General features: G+C 52.5%; 15 protein-coding genes. All 15 read left to right on the top strand.

Annotated elements, in window-relative coordinates:
* Positions 1–490 precede the first annotated feature (490 nt).
* The 15 genes from AC1ROB_RS06300 (at position 491) to AC1ROB_RS06370 (ending at position 24302) form a co-directional block, all read left to right on the top strand.
* Positions 491–1384, top strand: coding sequence for a DNA/RNA non-specific endonuclease (locus AC1ROB_RS06300; protein ID WP_492972059.1), 894 nt, complete (start codon positions 491–493; stop codon positions 1382–1384).
* Positions 1385–1392: 8 nt separating this feature from the next.
* On the top strand, positions 1393–2580 hold the full coding sequence (locus AC1ROB_RS06305; RefSeq protein ID WP_492972058.1) for a hypothetical protein: 1188 nt from the start codon (positions 1393–1395) through the stop codon (positions 2578–2580).
* Between the two features lie 53 nt (positions 2581–2633).
* Positions 2634–3557, top strand: coding sequence for a zinc dependent phospholipase C family protein (locus AC1ROB_RS06310; protein ID WP_492972057.1), 924 nt, complete (start codon positions 2634–2636; stop codon positions 3555–3557).
* Positions 3554–3964 (top strand): hypothetical protein, encoded by a 411-nt coding sequence (locus AC1ROB_RS06315; RefSeq protein WP_492972056.1) that lies wholly within the window; start codon positions 3554–3556, stop codon positions 3962–3964. The genes AC1ROB_RS06310 and AC1ROB_RS06315 overlap by 4 nt, the downstream gene beginning before the upstream one ends.
* A 20-nt stretch (positions 3965–3984) precedes the next feature.
* Positions 3985–7548 (top strand): P-loop NTPase fold protein, encoded by a 3564-nt coding sequence (locus tag AC1ROB_RS06320; protein ID WP_492972055.1) that lies wholly within the window; start codon positions 3985–3987, stop codon positions 7546–7548.
* A 17-nt stretch (positions 7549–7565) separates the two neighbouring features.
* On the top strand, positions 7566–8726 hold the full coding sequence (locus AC1ROB_RS06325; protein ID WP_492972054.1) for an HNH endonuclease: 1161 nt from the start codon (positions 7566–7568) through the stop codon (positions 8724–8726).
* 36 nt (positions 8727–8762) lie between these two features.
* Positions 8763–11750, top strand: coding sequence for a UvrD-helicase domain-containing protein (locus tag AC1ROB_RS06330; protein WP_492972053.1), 2988 nt, complete (start codon positions 8763–8765; stop codon positions 11748–11750).
* An 86-nt stretch (positions 11751–11836) separates the two neighbouring features.
* Positions 11837–13483 carry an endonuclease NucS domain-containing protein gene (locus AC1ROB_RS06335; protein WP_492972052.1) on the top strand — a complete coding sequence of 549 codons (1647 nt, stop codon included), beginning with the start codon at positions 11837–11839 and terminating at the stop codon, positions 13481–13483.
* A 39-nt stretch (positions 13484–13522) separates the two neighbouring features.
* Positions 13523–14521, top strand: coding sequence for a hypothetical protein (locus tag AC1ROB_RS06340; protein ID WP_492972051.1), 999 nt, complete (start codon positions 13523–13525; stop codon positions 14519–14521).
* A gap of 344 nt (positions 14522–14865) precedes the next feature.
* Positions 14866–16332, top strand: a complete 1467-nt coding sequence (locus AC1ROB_RS06345) for a TM0106 family RecB-like putative nuclease (protein ID WP_492972050.1) — start codon at positions 14866–14868, stop codon at positions 16330–16332.
* 9 nt (positions 16333–16341) lie between these two features.
* Positions 16342–16566 carry a hypothetical protein gene (locus tag AC1ROB_RS06350; protein ID WP_492972049.1) on the top strand — a complete coding sequence of 75 codons (225 nt, stop codon included), beginning with the start codon at positions 16342–16344 and terminating at the stop codon, positions 16564–16566.
* 831 nt (positions 16567–17397) lie between these two features.
* The gene (hsdR, locus tag AC1ROB_RS06355; protein ID WP_492972048.1) at positions 17398–19776 is read left to right on the top strand and encodes an EcoAI/FtnUII family type I restriction enzme subunit R; all 2379 of its coding nucleotides are present in this window, start codon (positions 17398–17400) and stop codon (positions 19774–19776) included.
* A 3-nt stretch (positions 19777–19779) separates the two neighbouring features.
* Entirely contained in the window at positions 19780–21291 is a 1512-nt protein-coding gene (locus AC1ROB_RS06360; RefSeq protein WP_492972047.1) for an N-6 DNA methylase, read from the top strand.
* 107 nt (positions 21292–21398) lie between these two features.
* Positions 21399–23606 carry a restriction endonuclease subunit S gene (locus AC1ROB_RS06365; RefSeq protein WP_492972046.1) on the top strand — a complete coding sequence of 736 codons (2208 nt, stop codon included), beginning with the start codon at positions 21399–21401 and terminating at the stop codon, positions 23604–23606.
* Positions 23607–23612: 6 nt separating this feature from the next.
* Positions 23613–24302, top strand: coding sequence for an abortive infection family protein (locus tag AC1ROB_RS06370; protein ID WP_492972045.1), 690 nt, complete (start codon positions 23613–23615; stop codon positions 24300–24302).
* The last annotated feature ends 68 nt before the right edge of the window (positions 24303–24370 follow it).

Here is a 24370-nt window from a genome sequence, read left to right on the forward strand (position 1 = left end):
AGGTGTCGCGCCTCGTATTGCCAAACGCCCTAACGACCAGTCTTTGGGTGAGGTGCGCGCTCAAGAAAGCCAGATTGTTTTTGGGAGTTGGCTCTTGTGCACCTATGCCCGCAGCCACGGCAATTGTCTGTGGTGTGATGGACTCCACCGACACTAACCCGCCAAAGAACGAGCTCCTCTATGATGGCGTCAGAAGATGCCACTTATCTGTTTTGGTGCTTCGTGCGCTTTGCATGAGCAGCCAATGATGAATGGGGGCTCCTATACGCCATAGCGTATAAAACCGTTTTATACGCTATGGCGTATAGGGCAGTCGTACTTGAGTAGCGATGTGTACTCGCAGCGACGAGAGCACAATGAATAGTAATGTATTCATGTGCTCGGTATCGGTTTAAGCGCATACATATTATTAGAGGCCACTACTCAGCGTGCACTCATGATATAATTCAACCAGGTTGTAGCTCTGGCAGGCACAATCAGGGGGAAGATCATGGAAGAGAATGGTGTCGCTGCCCCTTGGGCAGTGCGGCTTGGCGTGAAGCGCTGCTTGCGTCATCACATCATAATTCACGCAATTATCGGCGCCTGCTTCCTATTAAGCGGATGGCTTACCGCAGCAGCGGCAGCGGACAATTGTCTGCATGGGTGCCCGGTTGGAGCTCCTGCTGGCAATACCGTCATCACGCGACAAACATACAGTTTAAGCAATAATCCAGAGACCAAATTTGCCGACTGGGTCGTTTATCGGATTACAAAGACGACAATCGGAAAAACGGCTGACCGTGGTTGGAAACAAGACCCGGATCTGGCTGCTGAAGATACTTTGGCGCCGTCTGATTACAATGGCGCACCCACCGCTCTTAAGATTGATCGAGGACATCAGGCGCCACTAGCGTCTTTTACCAATACCGCGAGTTGGAAGACCCTCAACTACCTTTCAAACATTACCCCGCAGTCGACGCCTCTGAATCAGGGGCCGTGGGAGGCGCTTGAATCTGCGGAGCGCACGCTCACAAAAACGCGTGGGGTCAACGCATTATATGTGGCCACGGGGACACTCTATGAAAAGCCCATGCGGCCCATGCCAAATGCAAAGCGGCAGCACACGATTCCCAGTGCCTATTGGAAGGTCATCGCTCTTGAAGAGGGAGGCATCATCAAGACTGCTGCATTTATTATGCATCAGGACGCAAAACGATCCGATGACTACTGCAATAGCATTGTGACCGTTGGTGAAGTGGAAGAGCGGTCAAGTTTAACTTTATTTCCAAATCTGTCAGAGACCCGCCGGCGCACCTTGGGTGATCAGCCCGGCGCGTTAGTTTCTCAAATAGGCTGTGTTTTCATACAAGAATCTGAACGTGTGCGCGTTAAGCGCCGCTAGGGGGGAACATGAAAACAATCTCAAAAATTGTTGCGTTGCTCGTTCTGGTGATCGCACTCGATGCCTTCGCCAATACAGCAGACGGTACGATAAAGTCATTTAAACTGCACAACGACAATACGACCTGCAGCCTTCCTGCTGTTCTGGACGGAAATCTCTGCATTATCGTCGACGGAATCGAGCGGATCGATGAGTCGAAAATCCGCGTAAGAGTTGATGGGACACTCTTAGAGATAAAGCCGAGAGTGATCTCGAATACCAGAATAGTGATATTCCCACTGACCTTTGCTGGTGGCAAGAACGCTGAGGCTGCCAAGGATAGCCGAGAGTTGTGGTCACGACTTTTGGGCTCACCCTTCTCTGACTCTCAGAAAGTCGATGTGCTCTTCGATATAGAATTCTCCGGCCGAATTCTGTCGTTTGACGCAGGGGACCCAAAAATCACGCAAGCGACATTCTCGCTGCACCGTTATGAAGGCTTTTGGATGTTTCTCGGTTTCTTGCTCGCGGCGGGGGCAGTTGTCGGAGTGGTTTATCTGGGTAGTCGAACCAGCGCGTTGCGCGACCGTTCGCCGCTACCTCAACTTAGCGCAAGTGAAAGGCCGTACAGCCTTGGAAAATTCCAAATGGCTGTCTGGTTCTGCCTGATTTTTGTGTCATTCATTTTTATATGGGCAGTGACAAGCGAAATAGGGTCAGTGACTTCTGAGACCTTTATTTTGCTTGGAATATCTGCCGGCACCGCATTGGGCGCGGTTGCTGTTGATCGAGCGAAAGACTCCCCCACTGCACCTGCCGAAGCCGAGTTATCGGCGATGGGGATGCGAAATGCGCAAGACATCAAAGTGCTTAGACAAGCACAAGCCATGGGCGGCGGCTCGCAACCGGCGCAGAGTCATTTACTTACAGCCCAGCCTGTAAACGGTGTTATGCCGACTGTAGATCAGCTCGTAGGTATGTATGAGCGGCTAACCGAACCGTTCAAATCAACCGGATTTTTGCAGGATCTAATCAGCGATTCGAGCGGAGCCACCATTCATAGGTTTCAGATGGTCGCTTGGACAGTGCTCTTGGGCATTGTTTATGTGCTGCGCGTCTATTGGAATCTGCAAATGCCGGAATTCGGCACGAACCTTTTAACTCTCATGGGGATCAGTGGCGGGATTTACTTGGGCTTCAAAGTACCTGAACGATAATTAAAGGCACAAAATCGGGGGATAAAATGCCAGGAGCGTACACGCATATCACAATGGTGAACGTGGCGGGGGCGAGACTAAATCTCGAAAGCATTCCCAACTTGCCTGCCGCTGTTATTGGAATCTGTGGGCGTTGGCTTCGCTTTTGCGAGCTCGGAGCGGTTTCGCCCGATTACCCTTACTTAGATCTTCTAAATAACATGATCTTTGACGGCTCAAAGGTATGGGCCGACACAATGCATCATACCAATACGAATTCCGTCGTACATGCATCTGCGGCACGCCTGGCGGAACAGCAAGGCGTTGCCCGCGAAAAGGGGTTGGCGTGGCTTCTGGGCTATACTGCCCATGTCGTTATGGATGCGACGATACACCCAGTGATCAATCTAAAAGTCGGTGAGTATGAGGAAAATAAACGGGCGCATCGCGTCTGCGAGATGAATCAAGACGTCTTCATCTACCGCAAAAAAATGGACCTATCTATCAAGCTGTCTGAGCATCTTAGGAACGGTATCGCGCGGTGCTCTAATCCTAATGGAGGGATCGATGATGATATCTCTACCCTCTGGGGCGGCGCACTTGAGAGCTCTTACCCTGACATTGCTTCGGGCAACGCACCACAGCTGCATCGTTGGCACGGCCAATTCGGATATATGGTCAATAAGATTGCCGAAGAAGGCGATTGGCTGAGCGCAATATCCCGCCATGTGTCTCGGGACATAGGGTTTGGATACCCTCCGGAAGCAGAATTGGAAACCGAGTTTCTGACTAATCTGCCGACGCCAAACGGCGGGGCAATAGAGTTTGAAGCGCTATTCGATCTTGCGCATCAAAACGTCAACAATGCCTGGGGCGCAGTTTCTAGGGCAGTTTTCAATAACGACATGTCTGAACTCCAACCAATTAGAAATTGGAATTTAGACTCAGGTGTCGATCAAGACACTGGGAATGTGACGTTCTGGCCTAGGGGGGCATGATGAAGATACTACGCATTGTTGGTCTGGCGGCAGTTCTTTTGTCGCCGGCGGTAGCTGCGCAAGATATCAGTGAAGAGACGGTCTATACCCTGGCATCCGCTATGACCAAACTCTCGGCGGCCGTTGACGTTTATGTTGCCGAGAAGGCGCCGTTTCAAGGCCAAGATGACCAAACCATTATTGCTTCGTCGGTGCAGCACGACCCGGGCTTGTTAACGCCGTTTAAGCCTTACCTTCTAAAACTTCTCATAGAAGGCCGCAGCTCTGTCGTGATGCTGTGCACCGCAAATGGTGACCGTGGGCTAGTCGAAGATGCGGGTTGTAAGGCTGGTGTGGAACGGCGTCATTTCCCTCAAATCATGCCCTGTGCTTTTACTTTAAGCGCAGCGGCTGAATGTCGGCCGTAGTGCAGTTCGGGATCTAAAGAATGGATAGCTCACTTCCTTCAGTTCGCGGAAACCAAAAGGCGGCAAATACACGAATTTTATATAGCCGCGAGGAATATGGGAAAATAGCATATGAAATATCTGAAAGGCTGAAACTTAACGGAATAAGTAGTGACGTTTTTGGCTCATATCAAACAGAAGATTTTGAAGATGAATTCGGCGGGCACAACCTCATAATTTTAAGTGGTGCGGAGCTCGCGGAAATTCGTCGTCATCTCGATAGGGATATCGATGATGACGTGCGCACTATTTGGATTCTCATGGAGCCTTATAATGAGGATGCAGAAGAGGCGATAAGGTCGGAGCACTTCGTCGATCGTGTCGAGAACTGGTCATCATTTCAGCCGTCATTTATAGACGATATTGCAACTGAAATTGTTTCTCTCTCCAATGGAATTTGGAAGCGATTAGATTCTGTCATTTTAACACTTGTCGATGGGCGCGATGATGAAAGACTCCGTGTCCTAGAGGAAATCAGACGGACTCCGCAAAATTTCCTCATTTTAGCGTCGCGCCTACGTGATGAGGTAAGTGGTCCCTTTGGCGTGCGCAGGCAAAAAGTATTTGCCGCGGCGGAAAGAGACCCTGAAGCGGTGACGGCAATCCGGTCTTGGATGATGAGCTGCCTTGTGACGCTGGCAGCTCACGACCCAAGAACAAGAGTGGTGGCTCTACGTCACCTCAATGAAAAATACGAGCCCGCTAGGAATACGCGGTTCTGGCTTCTCGGTAGCTTATTTCTGGCCAAAGCACCTTATCTGGAAGACGCCTGCAAAGTGGCATCTTCAGACAGTATGATTGAGGTGCACACACTCGCTAGTGCGATTTTAGATCGGTTGATGCCTGGGAGCAGTTCCATTTGGGGCGAGCTTCAGAAGAAGCTGTACTCTGAAGATTTTACGGAGACCTGGTCTGTACTGCGTGTTCTGCGCATTGTGCCGAACACGCAGCTCTTGTCTGACGTTTATAAGCAGATCGGCCGTAGGGTAAGAGACGGTGGGCTAACTTATGACGCTCTATATGCTTTGGCAAATCAAACGATGGCAGAGCAAGCGGCGTCGCGCCTCACCGACGATCAGATACTCACAGTGGTAAATGCCGTATTGCAGGTATCGCAAGATTCTAATGAAATCGGAAAACGTAGATTCTCAGAACTTTTAGACAGTCTTGGAAAGACAGCAACGTCCGAAATTAGAAGGCTAGCACGAGAAGACATTATTGCAGGACAAATTCTGCGCTACATCACGAAAAAGCGTCACCGCGGGGGTGTTGGCAATCAGGATGTTATTGCCGGTTTCAATTCGGACCGCATTAATATCGACAATGATTACCTCGGAGTTGGCGAGGAAGTCAGAACGCTGTCTTCCGTGATTATGGCAAAGGATGTCACTCCGCCAATTGCTATCGGTCTATTTGGTGGTTGGGGTACGGGAAAGAGCTTCTTCATTAAGAAGATGCAGTCCGAGACAAAAAAGATCGCCGATCGCGAAAAGAAAAGCCCAACCGAAAAGTATTGTTCAAATATTATATCTATTGAATTTAATGCGTGGCATTACATCGACGCGAATTTGTGGGCGAGCTTAGTCAGCCATATCATTGATTCACTGTCGAAGGAGCTGTGCTCAGATCAAGAAACCCCCGAGCAGCAGCGTATTCGACTTGTTAATGAGCTTACAACCACACAAAAAATCATCTCGGATATAAAATCTGAAGAGGCAGCGGCACAGGCGGTATTGACCGAAAAGAAAGCAGCTTTGTCGGAGATACGCACCGAGTTGCAGCAAAAAGAGCTGCAGCTGAGCGATCTAAAGATCAGTGATGTAAAGGCAGTTCTTGATGCAGATGTAGATCTGCGCGACAAGCTCGAAACCGCCCTGAAGGATCTTGGTGTTCCAGCCCTTCTGTCTAGTGCAGAAGATCTAAAAAAGGCTGCGGACAGTGTAGTGGCGTCTCATGGTCGAGCTGGATCCCTGATCGCCCAAATATCAAAAGTAAAAGGCGGGTGGATATATTGGTCTCTAATTGTCTTTATTGTGGCGCTGCCGTTACTGGCGGGCATTGCCTATCACAGCATCCCATGGTTGCAGCAGCTATCGGCGGGCTTTATCGAGGTTTCGGGCACACTATTGTCTGTCTCCGCGACATTGGCAGCCATAGCAACTTACCTGAAGAAGGTATCTGAGAAATTCAACAGCAGTATCGACAAGTTCGAGCAGGCAAAAGCACTGCTGGACAAACGGCTTGCCGAGAAGCGCGCAGATACGGGTGCTGCTGGAAGAGAGTTGGAAAGTGAGATTAAACATCTGCAAGCCAAAGAACTCGATGTCGCGAACCGGCTAAACGCTGCATCAAGTCGCGTTGTCGACATTGAGGCCAAGCTCAAGACTATTCAAGAAGAAGGCTCTCTTACAAAATTCTTGGCGGATCGGATTAGCACCGACGACTATCGAAAGCACCTCGGAATAATCTCGACCATTCGGCAAGACTTTGAAGATTTGTCGCGGCGGCTTTTGGCAGCAAAATCGACAAGTGGCGAGCCATCCTTGCAGGGGGTGGATCGTATTTTCTTGTACATCGATGATTTGGACCGATGCCCAGCTGAGAACGTCGTCGCCGTGTTGCAGGCCGTGCATCTTATGCTTGCTTTCGAGCTGTTTGTGGTCGTGGTAGGTGTCGACCCGAGTTGGCTTAAGAACTCGCTGAAGGCGCAGTATGGTCAGATCGGCCTTGACCCAAATGGCGGTGCAGTCATTGCCCCACAAAAGTACATTGAAAAAATCTTCCAAATACCCGTGCGCCTCAAACCTATGAGCGAGGTAGGTTATGGGCGTTTAGTGCGGGGCTTGCTGCGCCCTACTGATGCGCCCGTTGGGTTTAGCCCGCAGCCGATGGCGACCAGCGCAAGCCAGACTGCTGGTACTTCGGCCGCAGAGCCGAGCTCAGAATCTTCAGGTTACGTAACGACGTCAAGACTTGATGCAGATGAGGCCGCTGCCCTCAGCTCTTTGGACCCCAGCTCAACACTATCTGCCCCCCCGACAGCTAGCGATGTCCCAGAAATCTCAATCGAATCGCTCACCATCTCAGATCTAGAGGCTGATTATGCCGAGCAGCTTTTCTTGCTGATGCCCAATCCCAGAGCTGCGAAGAGGTTTACCAATATCTATCGCATTTTGAAGGCATCGGTGCCGGCCACTGAACTCAATCAGTTCGAGGGCAGTCGCGAGGTGCCAGGGTATTTTCGTGTGATCATGCTGCTATTGGCGCTCTCAGCAGCCTTTCCCAAAGCAACGGCGGGTCTACTAAGTCACGTCGTTAAGAAATCGCGAGAGCAAGAAGATTGTGTTGGGTTGATACGCGACTACAGATGGTCTTACCATCAGGTAAAAGATACCGCCGCAGTTGAGGCGCAGAGCGGCGCGCTGGTATTGGTGGCTGATATTACTGAGCTCGTGAATCAAATGCTGCTGCAGCCTGTCGCTTTGAACTCTTCAGATTATGAATTATGGGCCGATCGCATTGCTGGCTTCTCATTTGATTTATAAGGTAGGCATTAAGAGCCATGGCTGAACTAGACGACGTACTGCAAAAGCTAGAAGTGACTCTTAACAGCCAGGGCAATCCCGCTGTTTATGCCGCTGAGACGGCCGGGCAGAGTTATTCAAAATACGGCGTTCAGATTGGGCAGGCCTTTGTGCCGGTTAAGTCGGCCTATGCATTGGTGCAGAGGCTTCTGGGTAAGAGGGGCGCAAATACCAAGGCGTTTGGCTCGACAAAGGCGCAGAAGTTTTTCGAAGACCATGGCTATACGGTCGAGAAACGGCCCTATGCATACTGGAAGACAGCCTTGGCTGGGTCGAGTTGGCGACCGCTGCCGGTGCAGCCAGAATTTCAAATTGGCAAGCGGTATCGGCGGCAAGAGTTGCATGCGGCCTATGGTGGCCAGCAGCAGGGCGGTGTTTCGACCCCTAAAGATACCCCAGTCATCTTTCTGGTGACCGGTGAGTCAGGTCACCAGCATGGCTATAGCGATATCTGGCATGGCGATGGCAGCGTCAGCTATTACGGTGAGGGTCAAGAGGGCCATATGACCTGGGATCGCGGTAATGAAGCCATTCGCGATCACCGTCAAAATGACCGACAGATACATATTTTTAAAGATATCGGTGACGGCTGGCTCAGCTATACCGGTGAATTCGAGCTCATGAGCTATGCCGATGATGTGCGCGCACCCGATAAAAATGGCGAGATGCGCAATGCAATCGTGTTTGAGCTGGCACGTTGCGATGCGCTGAACGCCTTTGTGCAAGAGGCAATTGATGAGGTGCCTGCCGACGCCGGTTTAGAAGATCTGTACAGGGCAGCAATGGCCAAAGCTGCCGAGCAGGCCAATGCCACTCACCGCCAGGCCGATCGTAAACCCTCGGTCAAAGCGGCCTATGAACGGCTGAGGGCGATTGCGGTCTATGTCTATGCGCGGGCGGCTGGCCTGTGTGAGGCCTGTACTAAGACGGCGCCATTTGTCACCGACACTGGCCGGCCGTTTCTGGAGGCTCACCATATTCATCACCTCTCAGATGGTGGCTTGGATCTGCCTCGGAATGTGGCTGCTGTTTGCCCGAATTGTCATCGCCAGGCGCATCATGGGCAAGATCGAAAGGCGCTGAATGACCGGCTTGCTTTAGAGATTGCACGCAAGGAAGCCGAACTTCATCATGGCTAAGAGACAGTAAGGCTTTTCTACTGGCCAGTATGGGCAATGCGTGAGAGCAAGATGCGGCGGGTAGGTCTGCGAGATTCAGGTATACGAGATGTACGTCTTGCGGCCGTGGTGTCTTGGGTTTGGCCGTCAAAGGTCGAGCTATTTAAAGCCAATATCTTGCGCGGTAAGACCGCCCAGTATCACTTTGATGCCATCGACAAGATCGAGCTCACGCCGAAATGGCGCTGGCTCGGCCCAGTCAGCCCGCAGTTCATACAGATCACCTATAAAAGGCGAGAAGCTGATCGGCTAACAACCAGCCAGGCGCTGGTCTATGTCGGCGGCAAGCGGTCAGCCAAGAGTGTTGGCAAATGGCTTATGCGGGCAGTACGGGCGTATTACCGCGCTGAGGCCGCACGCTGTGAGGCGCATCTGACGGGCATTGTTGCTAATGCCGACGCCAAGCTTTGGCAAACCGGTGGGTATATTCGTGGCTCTATGGTGCGTGGCTGGCGCGATCGCCAAGATATTGCTGCCATCGCCAAAAGTACTGATCGCCTCACATTTGTCGCTGGGAAGACGTTTATTGACGATGCCTATACCAAGAAGCTGACAGATCTCGTTACAGCAGTCAAAGACCTAGTCGCTGATCAGCCGAAAGCGCGTACACGTCATAACGAGGCTTTCTTAAAACAAGCGGCGATCGATCATGAAGACTTCTTTGCGGGGCTTGAGGTAACGGGCCTGACTGACGAGCAAGTCAGAGCGGCGCTTATTTTCGATGACGTCAATATGGTGGTTGCCGCGGCGGGCTCTGGCAAAACCTCGGTCATCGTCGCCAAGGCGGCTTACGCCATCCAAGCTAAATTGTACGAGCCGCACGAGATTGTCGCCTTGGCCTTCAATCGAGATGCGGCCGAAGGTCTGGCTAACCGAGTCAGCGCCAAGCTGAAGAAGGTGTTTGAGCGAGATATCTCGATACGATCAGAAACCTTCCATAAGTTTGGCAAGTCATATCTCGAGAGAGGCGCCAATAGACGATCAAAGATCGTCGAACTTGATCAGACAGAGGGTAAGGCCATTTTTTTGGCGGCCTATGACAAGCTGTTAAAGACCGACAATCAGTTTCGTGAAGACCTCTTCAATTGGTTATCACTGGCGCGCTACCCCGAACCAAATCTCGAACCTGGCGACGAAGACATCGAAGAGGCCGAAAGGCGCTATGAACGCGCCTGCCGCCAGGCGATTAAGCATAAGATTGAAGAAAAGCCGAAGGGAGCCACGATACCGACGCTAAAGTCGGGATTGTTCGTGCGGTCGCTTGAAGAAGCGGCGATCGCAAATTGGCTTTATGCTCGCAATATTGAGTTCTTTTATGAGAATCGCGCGGGCGAAGCCGTCACCAGGGCCCTGTACAAGCATTTGCCGGAAGGCGCAGAACTGCCCACCTATAAGCCAGATTTTAGCTATCCCAATCCTGCTGAGCGAAATTACCGAATCTATCACGAGCATTTCGGCATTGGCCGTGATGGCAAGGCCCCTGAATTTATGGGGGGCGTAAAGTATGTTGCTCAGGCGGCGAGCAAGCGAGCGGCCTATAAGGAAGCCTATGGGTGGCTTCAAAAGAAGGGTGAGAGAATCCCGTTCTTTGAGACCAATAGTGGCCAATACCGAGATGGGACGCTTTTTTCGCATCTCAGAAAGTCTCTAGAGGCATTTGGCATACCGTTTGAGGGCGTCAACCAAGAGGTCATGGATCAGGCCTTTATGGCGTTTCGTGAGGCGTCTGATTTTGAGCATCTGCTGCTGTCGTTTATTCACACCTTACGTGGCTCAGGATTGTCGAACCAAGAGGTGCTGCAGCGCGCCGAAAAGAGCAAAGACCCACGCCGTACCAAGCTATTTCTGAAAGTGGCTTTCCCACTGCGCGAAGCGGTTGAAGAGGCCTACACCGACGGCCTGATTGAATTCTCAGATATGATTACAAAAGGGTCGGCAGCGATTCACGCCAATGCCGGCGATATCCCTTATAAACTGATATTGGTTGACGAGTTTCAAGACATCGCCAGGCCGCGCATGCAGATGATCGATGCGCTGCGCAAGCTTCATGAAGACAGCGTGCTGTTCTTTGTGGGTGACGACTGGCAGGCCATTAATCGTTTTGCCGGGTCAGATTTAGGTATCTTCCGCAGGCATATACCGAACGCCAAAGACGGCGTTACGATCACTGAAGACACAAACCTTTATGGCACTCTGAAGGATGGCCGCGGCGTGCATGTCGTCGGTTTGACGCAGACCTTCAGATCTGCTCAAGGCATTGCAGACCTGGCAAGGCGGTTTATTACCAATAAAAAAGGCCAAATCGATAAAGATGTTCGCGCGGCTCTGATTAAGAATACTGACCGGGTCGTGAAAGTTGTCGAGCATGACGACACAGCTGAAGCACGGTTGGAAGCTGTCGGGGTTGAGCTAGAGCTGATTGCTAATGCCGGGAAAATCGATGGGAAGCTGCCATCAGCGTTTTTGCTCACCCGCAATAAGGCTGAGGGTGCTGAACCTGAAGGGCTCGGTGAGGCCGCCATCAATCGTCTTATTGCTGAATTTAAGGGGCGGGTAAGCCTATCTCGCACGACCATGCATTCGTCCAAGGGGCTTGAGGCAGATTACTGCCTCATTGCCGGTCTGGATGCGGGCTACAAGGGTTTCCCGAATTTGTGGGATGAAGACCCGTTGCTAGAGCTTATTCGGCCCAGTGCTTTTGATGAACTGGGGGAAGAGAGACGCTTATTTTACGTCGCTCTGACCAGGGCGAAGCACAAAGCTATCCTCTTTGCTGTTGGCGAACGCCCCAGTGCCTTTGTCTTGGAATTGGAGCGTTTCACTGAGCTGAAAGACCGTCTTGAATGGGTTGGCAATGGCAAGAAACGCCATATTTGCCCAGCCTGTGAGATGGGGGCGCTACGCCAAATCCGAAATACGACCCTATACGGTTGCTCGCGTTATCCACGGTGTGGCTTTAAATCTAGCCTCGTTACAGCATCCTAATTCGAGAGCAGTTTTCAGGCAATCTGTGTCGACCTCTAACCCAAGTTAGATGAGGCTTACTATGCTCGTACTATTTAGGGGGGAAAATGTTCAAGGATGAGGCCGAGCTCTGTGACTACTTGGGCGACAACCTTTCACTCATTGAGGACGGGCTGGTAAGAATCGAAAAAGAAGCCTCTTTAAAGTCAAAGGATGGCGCGGGCGGCCGTCTGGATATTCTGGCTAGAGATAGGTTTCACAATATTGTTGTGATCGAGGTGAAGCGGTCCGACGCTGTCGCCCGTCAAACTTTACATGAGCTATCAAAATATATCGTTTTGCTACAAAAGACGGAGAACGTTTCACCTGCAGAGATTCGCTGCATTGTTGTGTCTGAGGCATGGCATGAACTGCGTGAAGCTTTCTCATTCTTTGTGAGCGAAGTGAGTTGCAAGGTACAAGGCTTTGAAGTCGAGCATACCCCCGAGGGATTGATTGAGTTGCACGAGGTGCAGCCAATCCAAGTGTCGTTTGAACGAAAGTTCTCGCCAACCTCTCGAATTCTGTCCTACTCCAGCGCAGACGATCAAGCCGCGCATATCAACGCTATGCGTGCCAACGGCAGAAAGCTCAGAGAATTTAGGGCGGCTGCTTTGTGCTTGAGGCAAACCGGCGCCGAGGGTGAAGGGTTCAAAACAATTGTTTCAGTTTGGCGATTGAATGATGAAAGCCTTGAGGATTTATCAGACGTCACTCAGATACACCAATGTCAACCCGGTTTATGGCCGGGATGGGAGCCCGAAGAAGCCGCGGTGCGATGGCTAACAAAAGGTCATGCGGCGTTGGACAACGAAGAACATCACGTACTCACCTGGGCGACGCCAGAGAAGTGCGAAAACATCTTTAAGTCATATGAAATTACAGAGTTGGTGAGTATCGGGAAGGAGCAGATTGGAGCTGTTTTGGATTCTAATAGACTCCGAGAGATGCTCTGTGGAGTGACGACACTAGCGGATACTACGGAAGCAAACCGCTATGAAGTGATTCTGTCCGCCTCAGTATCTCATCGCCTGCGATATGAAGCAGTCAAGAAAGAGTTTATCGAGTTTATCTCGTTTTGCCCGGAATGGGGGCAGGGCGCTGAGTCGTTTTTTGAATTCGCAGAAAGCAATAATGGCAGTGATATCTTTGTATCAGCAGGGCGTGCTCCCAACTTCTTTGGCCGTTTGATTCAGGCATCTAAGGACGAAAAACTCCAGCTTTCATACATGCGTATGGAGTGCCGTGCGCCCAATGATAAAATCGCGCTGACTGGTTTTGGCTATATGAGCTGGGATCAATTAACGTGTCCAAGTGATCCGATCGGTGAGATAAATTATGCATATGGCTCCCCGCGGGTTGCACACTTCGCCATGTATCAGCGAACTAGATTTGAGCCTACGCCAGGGGTTTTGGTACGCCATGGGTTCTTCCCATGTTTGTGGTGGTTCGCGGGGGAGGGTGAAATCGGTCAAATATCGGCCCCACGGTTGGATTGGAATGGGACTGGTCCGAAGGTTAACGCGCTAGCGGCATTTGCTGCAAAGAACGCTACCTACACCGAAGCCATACGCGCTGCCCTAGAGCAGTACGGTGAGATACGTACGAGGCCCGACGGAGAGGGCGCCGTTTACACCCCTCTTTCTTCAGAAGATCTAGATTTTATCAACACGAAGTTGAGTCGTCTTGGATCGGAGCGAGGCCGAGGAAAGTGATACCGCTTGCCAATAACGCGGCGAACGCTGGCACTGTGTATGCACATATTTATTGATGAATCAGGGGCCTTTCAGACTGCGCCTTTTAAGAGCGCCATCTCCCTAGTAGGCGCACTCATTATTCCAGAATTCTCATTCGATAGAATATTGGCGAAATACGCCCGGTTGCGAGCCCATTTTCCTAAACGGAAAATGGAAGTTAAGGGGAGTATGTTGGATGAATTTCAAGTCGCCAAAGTTCTAGATATTCTATTTAAAAACGGAGCATTATTTGAGGCGGTTGCGATAAATCTTGGAGAACATACGGATACTGAGATTGAGTACCATCGAAAACTCCAGATGAATAAACTTACAGAAGGCCTCACGGAGCGGCATCCGCCAGAGCTGGTTCGAGATTTAGTGGATCGGCGCGCTCAACTAGAGCAGATGTCATTGCCGCTATATGTTCAGACCGTGATGATATTTGAATTGATCTACGAAACCCTTGTTCAATCCACGGGGTATTACTCGCAAAGAAGCCCAAAAGAACTGCAGCATTTTCATTGGTGTATTGATGCCAAAGATTTCACAATTACAAAGTCAGAATCTTGGTGGAGAGGCTTGGTTGTAGCGGCGCTGGCCGAAAAATCTAAGAAGAATCCGTTTCCTCTAATTGAAGGCGGGGACTATACGCATTTCTACCGTTTCGATGCGGCGCCCGACGCGTTTCAGATAGAGTTTCTGGGAGCGGATCCCAACACGACTACGACCGATACTAAGATGGTCATGAATGAGTCATTTCGGTTTAGCGCGAATGCAGAACCTGGACTCGAATTAGCGGATATTGCGGTAAATGCCGCCCGGCGAGCACTGGTGGGAAACTTAAAACCCAGCGGTTGGGCGCAGTTAGCTCGCATGATGGTTGATAGACCCGGCTACTATATTAAATTTTTGACTTTGTACCGCGAAAACCCTCACTCAATCTGTCTACCCATTCCTGAGGCGCTGAACGCGTTTCGCTATGTCGGGAGACAGTTATGGGTGCCTCGTTTGAGGTAGCTGAAGGTCAATTGCGGGCTTTCGGCAGGCTGCGGAGGAGGGGGAGCTGCGCAATCTACTAGCCAGCATCTAAATTGGAAAATCTACTCAATGAAAGTCTGCCCAGTTTTAATGAGGTGTGGATTGGTTGCGATTGTATGTGTCTCGCTATTTTTAAGCCAGCGAATGCCCTGACATGCTACAACTGACCTGCGTCGGCAGGGATGGGCGCCACGGGTTGGTGGGTATGGTTACGCAATCGCACCTATATCCGGGATAACCTGCTCGCGAACCCGGCATTTATCATCTCGTGAAGGCGAACAGCATAGCCTGTATACGCGACCCTGGGGGTGGGGTTTTGGGCAATGATCTCGGCAAGTGATCTTTATAACTATCTGGAATGCCCTACGCGGGCCTTTGCCGACCGGTCCTGGAATCCAGCGGACCGGGATGATGTTTCGCCATTCGTGAAAATGTTGTGGGAGGCAGGCAATGTTCACGAAGCAGAATTAGTTGCTGGTCTCGATCGCCCATTTACCAATGTCCGCGATTTACCGGCCGACCAGAGACTTGCCGCGACAATCGAGGCCATGGCGCAAGAAGTGCCGCTGATATACGGCGGCCGTATCGAGTCTGCAGGCAAAGTTGGCGAACCAGATTTACTCGAGTTCACGCGGAGCGGTTACAAACCCGGTGACATAAAATCTGGCAATGGCCTGGAAGAGGCCGAGAGCGGCGAGGGTCGTCTCAAGAAGACATACGGGGTTCAGCTTGCGCATTACGCGGCTATCCTACGCGACATGGGGGTGCTGTCGAGCGAACCCCCATATATTTGGGACGGCCGCGACGAACGCGTCGACTATGATCTTGATCAAAAGCTAGGCCCCAAGAGCCCGTCAGTCTCGGAAATCTATAGAGAAGCTGCCGCGGGTTTCGCCCGAGACCTGGCCGCCGGCCAAGAGCCACCGCCGGCACTGTCATCGAAATGCAAGCTTTGTCATTGGCAAACGGCGTGCCGTAGAAAGATCGACGCTGCGTCTGATTTAAGCCTCGTGCCCATGTTGGGTCGTGCTTTGCGCGATGTACTGGCGCCAGAGATCGCGACGCTAGAAGACTTCGCAGGCGTCGATACCAGTCACTATATCACCGGCAACAAGACAATCTTCAAGGGGATTGGCCCTGACAGGTTAAAAGCCTTTCAAGCCCGGGCCCAGCTGCTCGTCGACAAGGATGCTCGGCCCTTTATCAAACAGCCGATCGTTCTGCCTGCGCTAGCTCGCGAGGTATTCTTTGATATCGAGGTCGACCCCATGCGAGATGTCGTCTACTTGCATGGCTTCGTCGAGCGTATGTACGGTGGAAAGTTCGAATTCTACCCGTTCTTTGCAGACCGGCCAGACCAGGAGGCCGAGAAGGCCGCATTCTCTAATGCTATTGCCTACCTACGGCGCAGCATGCCGGCGGCCGTGTACTACTACAGTAAGTACGAGAGAACCCAGTATCGCCGGCTGGCAGAGATGTACCCCGATGTCATCTCAATTGACGAGGTCAACGCGCTGTTTGGTGACGAAGCCTGGATCGATCTTCTCGACATCGTTCGCAATTGCACGGAGTGGCCGACGAACGATCATTCGATCAAGACGCTGGCTAAGTATCTCGGCTTCAAATGGCGTGACACGGACCCATCGGGGGCTGCCTCGATCGAGTGGTACGACCGCTACATCAACTCTGGCGACCAAGATATCCGGCGGCGAATACTCGAATACAACGAGGATGACTGTATCGCGACGGCCGTTCTCTTGGACGGTTTAAGGCGCATGGGCGAAAACTAAGGTGAAATCATGCAGGCATACGCGAATTTGGGTGGCAATTCTGGCGTACTTGCCTTCGAAGTGTTCGACGGTGGTATCGATATCAAGTTCAAGGATGGTTGGATCTACACCTATACGCTGGCCAGCGCAGGGGCGCAGGCAATCGCGGCCATGAGTCGGTTGGCGCAGGCTGGACGTGGGCTGGCCACATATATCAACAAGAACGCCCCGGGACATGCGCGGAAGCGCCGCTAGGACGGTTCAGGGAAAATCTATTCGCTGGGGTTAAGCTATCCTCCGGAGCGAATGCTGATTTATCAACTGAGTGTGAATGTACTGAGTGGGTTTGTGCATTGTCTGAATGCCGAATATCCAGTTATCCATAGGACTATTTAGAATTCCGCCGATCCAAAAATGCCTGTCGCGCTTCCTTGAGCGGCCGAACCTCGCGCACTGGGTTTCCGACTTGATCGGCATGGGAGGCCGATTCGTCGAAAGAACCTTCGGCGTCAATCTCTCCGAGTTTGGTCAGATGGGCGGCAACGTGGCGGACACGCCCCAGATGACATGGCATCACGAGTTCCGCGTGCTGCTGCATGGGGCTAGATGCATGCAACATAGGCGAAGGCACGGCTTTGGCCGGACCGTGACGACAGTCCGACTCGCAACCGGGCGGCGCTGGTGCGGCGTGACATGCGAAGTTGGCAAATCGAACGGGGCAATCGCAGGCTTGCTCTCGACTTCGAACGCCATGCTCGCAAGGCCGCAGTCGGGGTCCGCCTTGCGATGATTCGCATGCTCAGGAGCTCGCATCTCCCACACGTTTAACAGGCAGATATCTTCCGGGAATGCATCTTATAGATTGCCAAAAAGAGCTATTTTGTTCTAAATGGCTCAGGTTGGGATGGGCGGATTCCTGCCATTAAAACGATGCCTCAACGCGAAGTGAAGAACGCATCGGGGTAATGATCGACTTTGCGTGGGCCGAGCCGATGCACATCAAAAGCATAGTCGCGGTGTTGTGGTCGTTTCGGTGGTGGAGTATGAGCGCTCAGGGCAGATGGCAAAGGTGGAAAGGCAGCGGGATTGGAAGGGCTTAGTGAACGCGATGTTTGCAGTAAGTTCATTACGCCTGCGCTTATTGCCGCCGGATGGAATCTGCACACCCAAATACGCGAAGAAGTAAGCATAACGGCGAGTCGCATAATTGTTCGCGGCAAACTGACTTCGCGCGGTAGGCAGAAGCGGGCCGACTATATCCTCTACCACAAGCCCAACATCCCGATTGCAGTCGTCGAAGTCAAAGATGCATCCCACTCGGTTGGGGCCGGCATACAGCAAGCGCTCGAATACGCCAGCATGATCGATGTTCCCTTCGCCTTCTCGACGAACGGAAAGCGTGTTCTTTTCCACGACAAGTCGGCCTCCGACGGCAACATCGAGCGAGAAATCGCCGTGAGTGAAATGCCTTCGCCAGAAGAGCTTTGGCTGCGATATGTGGCTTGGAAGGGGCTCACTTCTTCTGAGAACGTCATCGTAAATCAAGACTATTTCGATGATGGTTCAGGCAAGGTGCCGCGCTACTATCAGACTCTCGCGGTCAATCGTGTAATCGAGGAAATTGCCAAACAGCGTGACCGGCTTCTCCTCGTCATGGCGACCGGGACTGGAAAGACATATACGGCGTTCCAAATCATCTGGCGGCTATGGAAGGCGGGCGGAAAGAAGCGGATTCTGTTCCTCGCAGATCGTAATATTCTCGTCGATCAGACAAAAACAAACGACTTTAAACCGTTTGCCGGCGCGATGACGAAGATCACAAATCGGCAAGCAGATAAGTCCTACGAAATATATCTTTCACTCTATCAGGCTGTCACCGGAACAGATGAAGCCGCGAACATCTACAAGCAGTTTTCGCGTGATTTCTTCGATCTGGTGATCATTGACGAGTGCCATCGCGGCAGTGCAGCGGCCGATTCTGCTTGGCGCGAAATCCTCGAGTATTTTTCAAGCGCAACACAAATCGGCATGACGGCCACGCCAAAAGAAACGAAGGATGTGTCCAATATCGACTATTTCGGCGCGCCAGTTTACACCTACTCGTTGCGCCAAGGTATTGAAGACGGCTTTCTGGCTCCCTATAAGGTAATCCGTTATGACCTAGACAAGGATCTGACGGGCTATCGACCGGAGGCGGGAACGCGCGACCGCTATGGTAACGAAGTTGAAGACCGCATTTACAACCAGAGGGACTTCGACCGGACTCTGGTTCTTAATGAGCGCACCAAGTTGGTTGCTTCGAAGATCACGGAATTTTTGAAAGCCACCAACCGCTTCGATAAGACCATCGTTTTCTGCGAGGACACTGAGCATGCTGAACGTATGCGCCAGGCACTCGCCAACGCGAACCCCGATCTTGTGGCCGAGAACCACCGATACGTTATGCGGATCACCGGCGACGATCCGCTAGGCAAGGCGGAGCTAGACAATTTCATCGATCCGAAAGCGCGCTATCCAGTCATCGCTACCACATCGAAGCTTCTATCAACCGGGGTTGATGCGAAAACGTGCAAGTTGATCGTGCTGGACCAGCGGATTCAGTCCATGACCGAATTCAAGCAGATCATCGGGCGCGGCACGCGTATCGACGAGGAGCACGGCAAGCAGTATTTTACCATTATGGATTTCAAGCGAGCCACAGAGTTGTTCGCTGATCCTGACTTCGATGGCGATCCGGTTCATATTTATGAACCAAGCACCGACGACCCGCCAGTCCCACCGGAAGAGAGCGATTATACGACCACTACATCTTTGCGAGGATTCGGCGAGGAAGAACAACGTGAAATCGACGGCGGTATTCGTGGCGATCCGTTCGGCGGAGAAGACCGGCCGCGAAAATTCTATGTCGATGGTGTGGAAGTCCATGTTCTTTCAAAGCGGGTTCAATATCTTGGTCCGGACGGAAAACTGATCACGGAGTCACTGCGTTCCTACACGAAAAAGACGCTCCAAAAGGATTACAAGACGCTGGACGAATTTCTCCGGCGTTGGGGGGAAGCGGAGAAGAAGCAAGCAATCATCGAAGAGCTGGAGGCGCTGGGTGTCTCCCTGGATGGGCTGCGCGACGAGGTCAAGAACGGCGACGCCTTCAGTGCTTTCGACTTGCTCTGCCATGTTGCATATGGCCAGCCGCCGCTGACCCGCAAAGAGCGGGCAGAACAGGTTAAGAAACGCAACTACTTCGCGAAATTCGAGGGCAAAGCGCGGACCGTGCTGGAAGCGCTTCTCGACAAATACGCGGACGAAGATTTCGGCCCGCTGGAAAATGCCAAAGTTCTACAGCTCAAGCCATTCGATGAGATCGGGACCCCGGTTGAGATCGTGAAGGGCGTCTTTGGCGGCAGATCGGCTTATGAGGCTGCTGTCCGAGGGCTGCAGAGCGAACTATATCGCGAGGGAGCGTAAAGCGTGTCGAATGTATCGGGAGTAATCAAATCTATTCAGGATGTCATGCGCAAGGACGCGGGCGTCGATGGCGATGCTCAGCGCATTGGGCAATTGGTCTGGATGTTTTTCCTGAAAATTCTGGATGATCAGGAAGAGTCGTCGATGCTCCTCAGCAAGGACTACAAGTCCCCTATCCCAGATCATCTGCGGTGGTCTGCCTGGGCCACCAATCCCGAGGGCATCACTGGTGATGCGTTGCTAGATTTCATAAACAACCAGCTCTTTCCGAAGCTGAAGAACCTGTCACTCGAAGGGCCGGAACGTGACCGCGCGCGCGTCGTGCGCACCGCGTTCGAAGATGCCTATAACTACATGAAGAATGGCACGTTGATCCGACAGGTGGTCAATAAGATCAACGAGATCAATTTCAACAACACCGGCGACAAGCACGCCTTTGGCGATGTCTACGAGCAAGTTCTGAAGGACCTGCAAAGCGCAGGCAATGCCGGCGAGTTCTACACACCGCGTGCCGTCACCCAATTCATGGTCGACATGCTCGACCCGCAGCTGAACGAACTGGTTCTCGACCCGGCCTGTGGCACAGGTGGTTTCCTGGCGCATGTCATGGACCACAAATCAGACCGGTACGTGCAATCTGTCAAAGATGCGGAGACCGTTCAGAACACAATTATCGGCGTGGAAAAAAAGGCACTCCCGCATCTACTTTGTATCACCAACATGATGCTGCACGGCATCGAAGCGCCAACCAATATTCTGCACGACAATGCACTCGCCACGCCCCTCAAAGATCATAAATGGCGGGGCAAAATCGATGTCATCGTCACTAACCCGCCCTTCGGTGGCATGGAAGAAGACGGCATCGAAAAGAACGTGCCGCAGGCATTTCAGACACGCGAAACAGCCGACCTTTTTCTGGTGCTGATTATTGAGCTTCTTAAAGATGGCGGCCGTGCAGCCGTCGTCTTGCCGGACGGCACCCTCTTTGGCGAAGGCATCAAGACGCGCATCAAAGAGAAGCTGATGACGGAGTGCAACCTGCACACGATCATTCGTCTGCCGAATGGTGTCTTCAATCCCTATACCGGTATTAAGACGAACCTCTTGTTCTTCGAAAAATGCCGCAAGGACGGAAAGGGCAACGTACTGAATCCGACCTCGGAGGTCTGGTTTTATGAACATCCTTATCCGGAGGGCTACAAAAGCTATTCCAAAACGAAACCCTTGCGTATCGAGGAATTCAGAGGTGGTAACAGCGAGAAGGTATGGTGGGGCGACATCAAGGCACGTGCCGGCCGCAAGGAAAATGATCGCGCCTGGAAGGTGACCGCCGAAGCGATCAAGGGCAATGGCTACAATCTCGACATCTCCAATCCGCACCGCAAGGAAGAGAGTCACAAGGACCCGGCGAAGCTCCTCGCTGATTGGCAGGAGAACCGGAAGCAACTCAGTGCCACGCAGGAACAATTGAAGGCTGCGATAGCCGAGGCGCTCACTAAATCGACGGCGGCCTGATGCACGTGAACACACTTCTCCGAGAGTTTGCACCTCTTGTCAGTGCCCCTGGAGGGGTCCAGAAGCTGCGCGAATTGGTGCTGCGATTGGCGGTGCGGGGAAGGCTGGTGCCACAGAATGCCTCCGACGGCCATGCGGAAGCTGTTCTTGAAAAGATCGGAAACGATGCAGATTCTGCGATTAAGAAACGCATCACCAAATACAAAGGCGCCGATCCGATTTATCAGACTCCGAATAATTGGGCCTGGACTACAATTGGCAGAATGAGCCGTGATTGGGGGCAGAAAGTCCCCGACAAGCCGTTCTATTACATTGATGTTGGTGGAATCGACAACCTTAAGGGTCAGATCAGCTCAGAGCTGGAACTGGTTCAGCCGGAAAATGCGCCATCACGGGCACGGAAGCTTATTGCACGCGGTACCGTTATCTATTCAACGGTCCGTCCGTATCTTAAAAACATCGCCGTTGTAGATCGCGAGTTTCCACTTGAAGCAATTGCGAGCACCGCTTTTGCGATAGTGCATCCGCTCGGCGGCATAATCTCTGAGTATGTCTTCTATTACCTCCGTTCACCTGAATTCGTTACGTATGTTGAAGGCCAGATGATGGGCGTCGCCTATCCGGCAATCAACGATGGCAAGTTCTTCGCAGCTCCCATTCCCATCCCGCCCCTTGCCGAACAGAAGCGGATTGTCGCCAAAGTCGATGAACTGATGGAGCTGTGTGACGAGTTGGAAGCTCAACAGGCGAAGGAGAATGGGCTGAAACGCACGGCCGCCGCGTCTGCCCTGCATCATCTGACCCAAACCAAAACGCCGCAAGAAGCTACCGAGCGCTGGTCCCGCCTAGCCGCGCAGTTCGACGAACTGTTCGACGATCAAGAGTCGATCAAGGCGTTGCGGGAAGTGGTCATCGATTTGGCGGTTGTGGGGGCCTTTAGTACATCATCAGAGCGAGCCAAATTTGCGCAAGGCACCGTCGACGACGTTCTCGTGTCATCAAACTCCGGGTGGAGCCCACTCTGCGATAACGTTCCAGCGGCCAGTGATGAATGGGGTGTGCTTAAGGTCAGTGCCGTAACTTGGGGTGTCTTCAAGCCGGAGGAGAACAAACGGCTCCCGAGCGATATGGAACCACGGCCTCAGCACGCTCTTCGTGCGGGTGATATCCTGGTCTCGCGCGCGAATACTGCGGAACTCGTAGGACGCGGAGTCAAAGTGCCGGAGGACTATCCGTGCCTCATGCTGTCAGACAAGATCGTCCGGCTAGCTCTTTCAGACGCCGTCGATCCAGACTATTTCCTCCTCGCATTTCATGCATCTCCTGTGCGCGCCTATTTTGCAAAGGTCGCCACCGGCACCAGCGACTCCATGCGTAACATTACGCGCAGTCACATCAAGGCTGCTCCGATCTCGCTCCCACTCCTTGCCGAGCAACAACGCATCGTCGCCCAGGTCGATGAACTCATGGCGCTGTGCGACCGACTGGAACAGCAGGTGCGTGAAGGCGAACGGGTAAATGCCGAGCTGATGGCCTCGCTCGTCCATGCCCTGACTGAGACGGACCCCGATGGTGGTGGTACGGCTGAATCTGCCAACCTTGCCGGGGACGCGCCCGCTATTACCGCGCCCAAGCCGGCAAGCGGCAATAGCCCCGAAACGACGAGAGTCAAAAGCGCCGTTACCCCTTCCAAATCGGAGACAAAAACCCGCGCAGCGACGGGTCTTGTGCGGAGTGTTGATACAAAGTTCCAAGAGGCCGTTCTGGTCGCGGCTATCGTGCAAACATTCTTTGAGGCAGGGGGGGAGCCGATTGGCAACTTCCGTCTTCAAAAGGCTGTCTATTTTGCCCGCCGCAAGATGGGCGAGCATGTGGGCGAAATGGCCTATCTCAAGAAGGCGGCCGGCCCGTACAACCCTACCATGAAATATTCTGGCGGCATCGCCATCGCCAAGCAGAAGAACTGGCTGCGCGAGGCGCGCGGCCGTTTCGGCTTCGGCCATGTGCCGGGGGCTGATATTGGCGATGCGGGGGAATGGATCGCCACTTATCATTACGCCGCGCCATCGCATTGGGTAGCCGAGCATCTCCGTTATAAAAAGAATGAGGAATGGGAGACGCTGGCCACGATCGATTATGCCATAGAGCACCTGAATATGCTCGGTATCGAACCCGACGCCGCACAGATCCTCCAATACATCGCGAGTGACCCCGAATGGTGTCCGAAGATCGAAAAGCTGGGGCTGACCGAGATGTCGGTTGGGACGGCCATGCTTGAGGTGCAGGCTCTTTTTAGCGCCGAAGGCGGGGGATGACGCGGTGTGATCATATCGCCTCTGGAACATGCGCACGATTTTCAGAAAGTCTTCGGGCTAACGCGGTTGGCCGCCACGATTGACAAAGCGGAGAGGGCGCTGCAGACCCTTGAACCAGAAGCGATCGACTATTGCAAATGCGTGATCGAGATCATTTGCAAACACATCCTCTCTGAGCGCGGCCTTCCCTATGACGATCTGAAGCTACCTAGACTGGTCAAGCAGGCGTTATCGTCCTGTGGCTTCGATAATGAGGGAATCGCCGGCAATCTTTCAGGGATCGTCGGTGCGCTTGCCGAAATTCGCAACCGCACCAGCATCGCCGGGCATGGGCAGCACGACAGCCAGGACATGCCGTCGCAAACGGATATCCGGATTTTCGTGTCGATTTTCGAAAGCGTTATTAGCCTTCTCTGGCATGCCTTCAACAAGTTTCATATCGATCTGACACTGACGAAGCTACGCTTCGATCTCATTGAACAGCGCCTTGAGCTAGCGTCCTTCAACGAAGTCTTGGATGTATCAACCTCGATTACCTACGATCAAGAAGAGGGCCGCATCTATATCAATGGCAAGGAAGTACGGCCCTCGGAGCTGCTATTCATTTTCGACCGGAACTCGTACTCGGAGGAGCTAAAGAAATTCCGGACTTCCGAACTCGTTGCTGAACCCGATGAGGAGGCTTCGACTACATGACCACACATCGCTCGGCATGACGACGGATGGAACGGGCGTGGCTGCGGCACATCGAGAGCAAAAGACGA

This window comes from Ferrovibrio sp. GW821-FHT12F09 (genome assembly GCF_058806775.1).

Bases quoted from the DNA above. Each gene is read 5' to 3' on its own strand.
- AC1ROB_RS06300 (WP_492972059.1), top strand. From the start codon at position 491: ATGGAAGAGAATGGTGTCGCTGCCCCTTGGGCAGTGCGGCTTGGCGTG.
- AC1ROB_RS06305 (WP_492972058.1), top strand. From the start codon at position 1,393: ATGAAAACAATCTCAAAAATTGTTGCGTTGCTCGTTCTGGTGATCGCA.
- AC1ROB_RS06310 (WP_492972057.1), top strand. From the start codon at position 2,634: ATGGTGAACGTGGCGGGGGCGAGACTAAATCTCGAAAGCATTCCCAAC.
- AC1ROB_RS06315 (WP_492972056.1), top strand. From the start codon at position 3,554: ATGATGAAGATACTACGCATTGTTGGTCTGGCGGCAGTTCTTTTGTCG.
- AC1ROB_RS06320 (WP_492972055.1), top strand. From the start codon at position 3,985: ATGGATAGCTCACTTCCTTCAGTTCGCGGAAACCAAAAGGCGGCAAAT.
- AC1ROB_RS06325 (WP_492972054.1), top strand. From the start codon at position 7,566: ATGGCTGAACTAGACGACGTACTGCAAAAGCTAGAAGTGACTCTTAAC.
- AC1ROB_RS06330 (WP_492972053.1), top strand. From the start codon at position 8,763: ATGCGTGAGAGCAAGATGCGGCGGGTAGGTCTGCGAGATTCAGGTATA.
- AC1ROB_RS06335 (WP_492972052.1), top strand. From the start codon at position 11,837: ATGTTCAAGGATGAGGCCGAGCTCTGTGACTACTTGGGCGACAACCTT.
- AC1ROB_RS06340 (WP_492972051.1), top strand. From the start codon at position 13,523: ATGCACATATTTATTGATGAATCAGGGGCCTTTCAGACTGCGCCTTTT.
- AC1ROB_RS06345 (WP_492972050.1), top strand. From the start codon at position 14,866: ATGATCTCGGCAAGTGATCTTTATAACTATCTGGAATGCCCTACGCGG.
- AC1ROB_RS06350 (WP_492972049.1), top strand. From the start codon at position 16,342: ATGCAGGCATACGCGAATTTGGGTGGCAATTCTGGCGTACTTGCCTTC.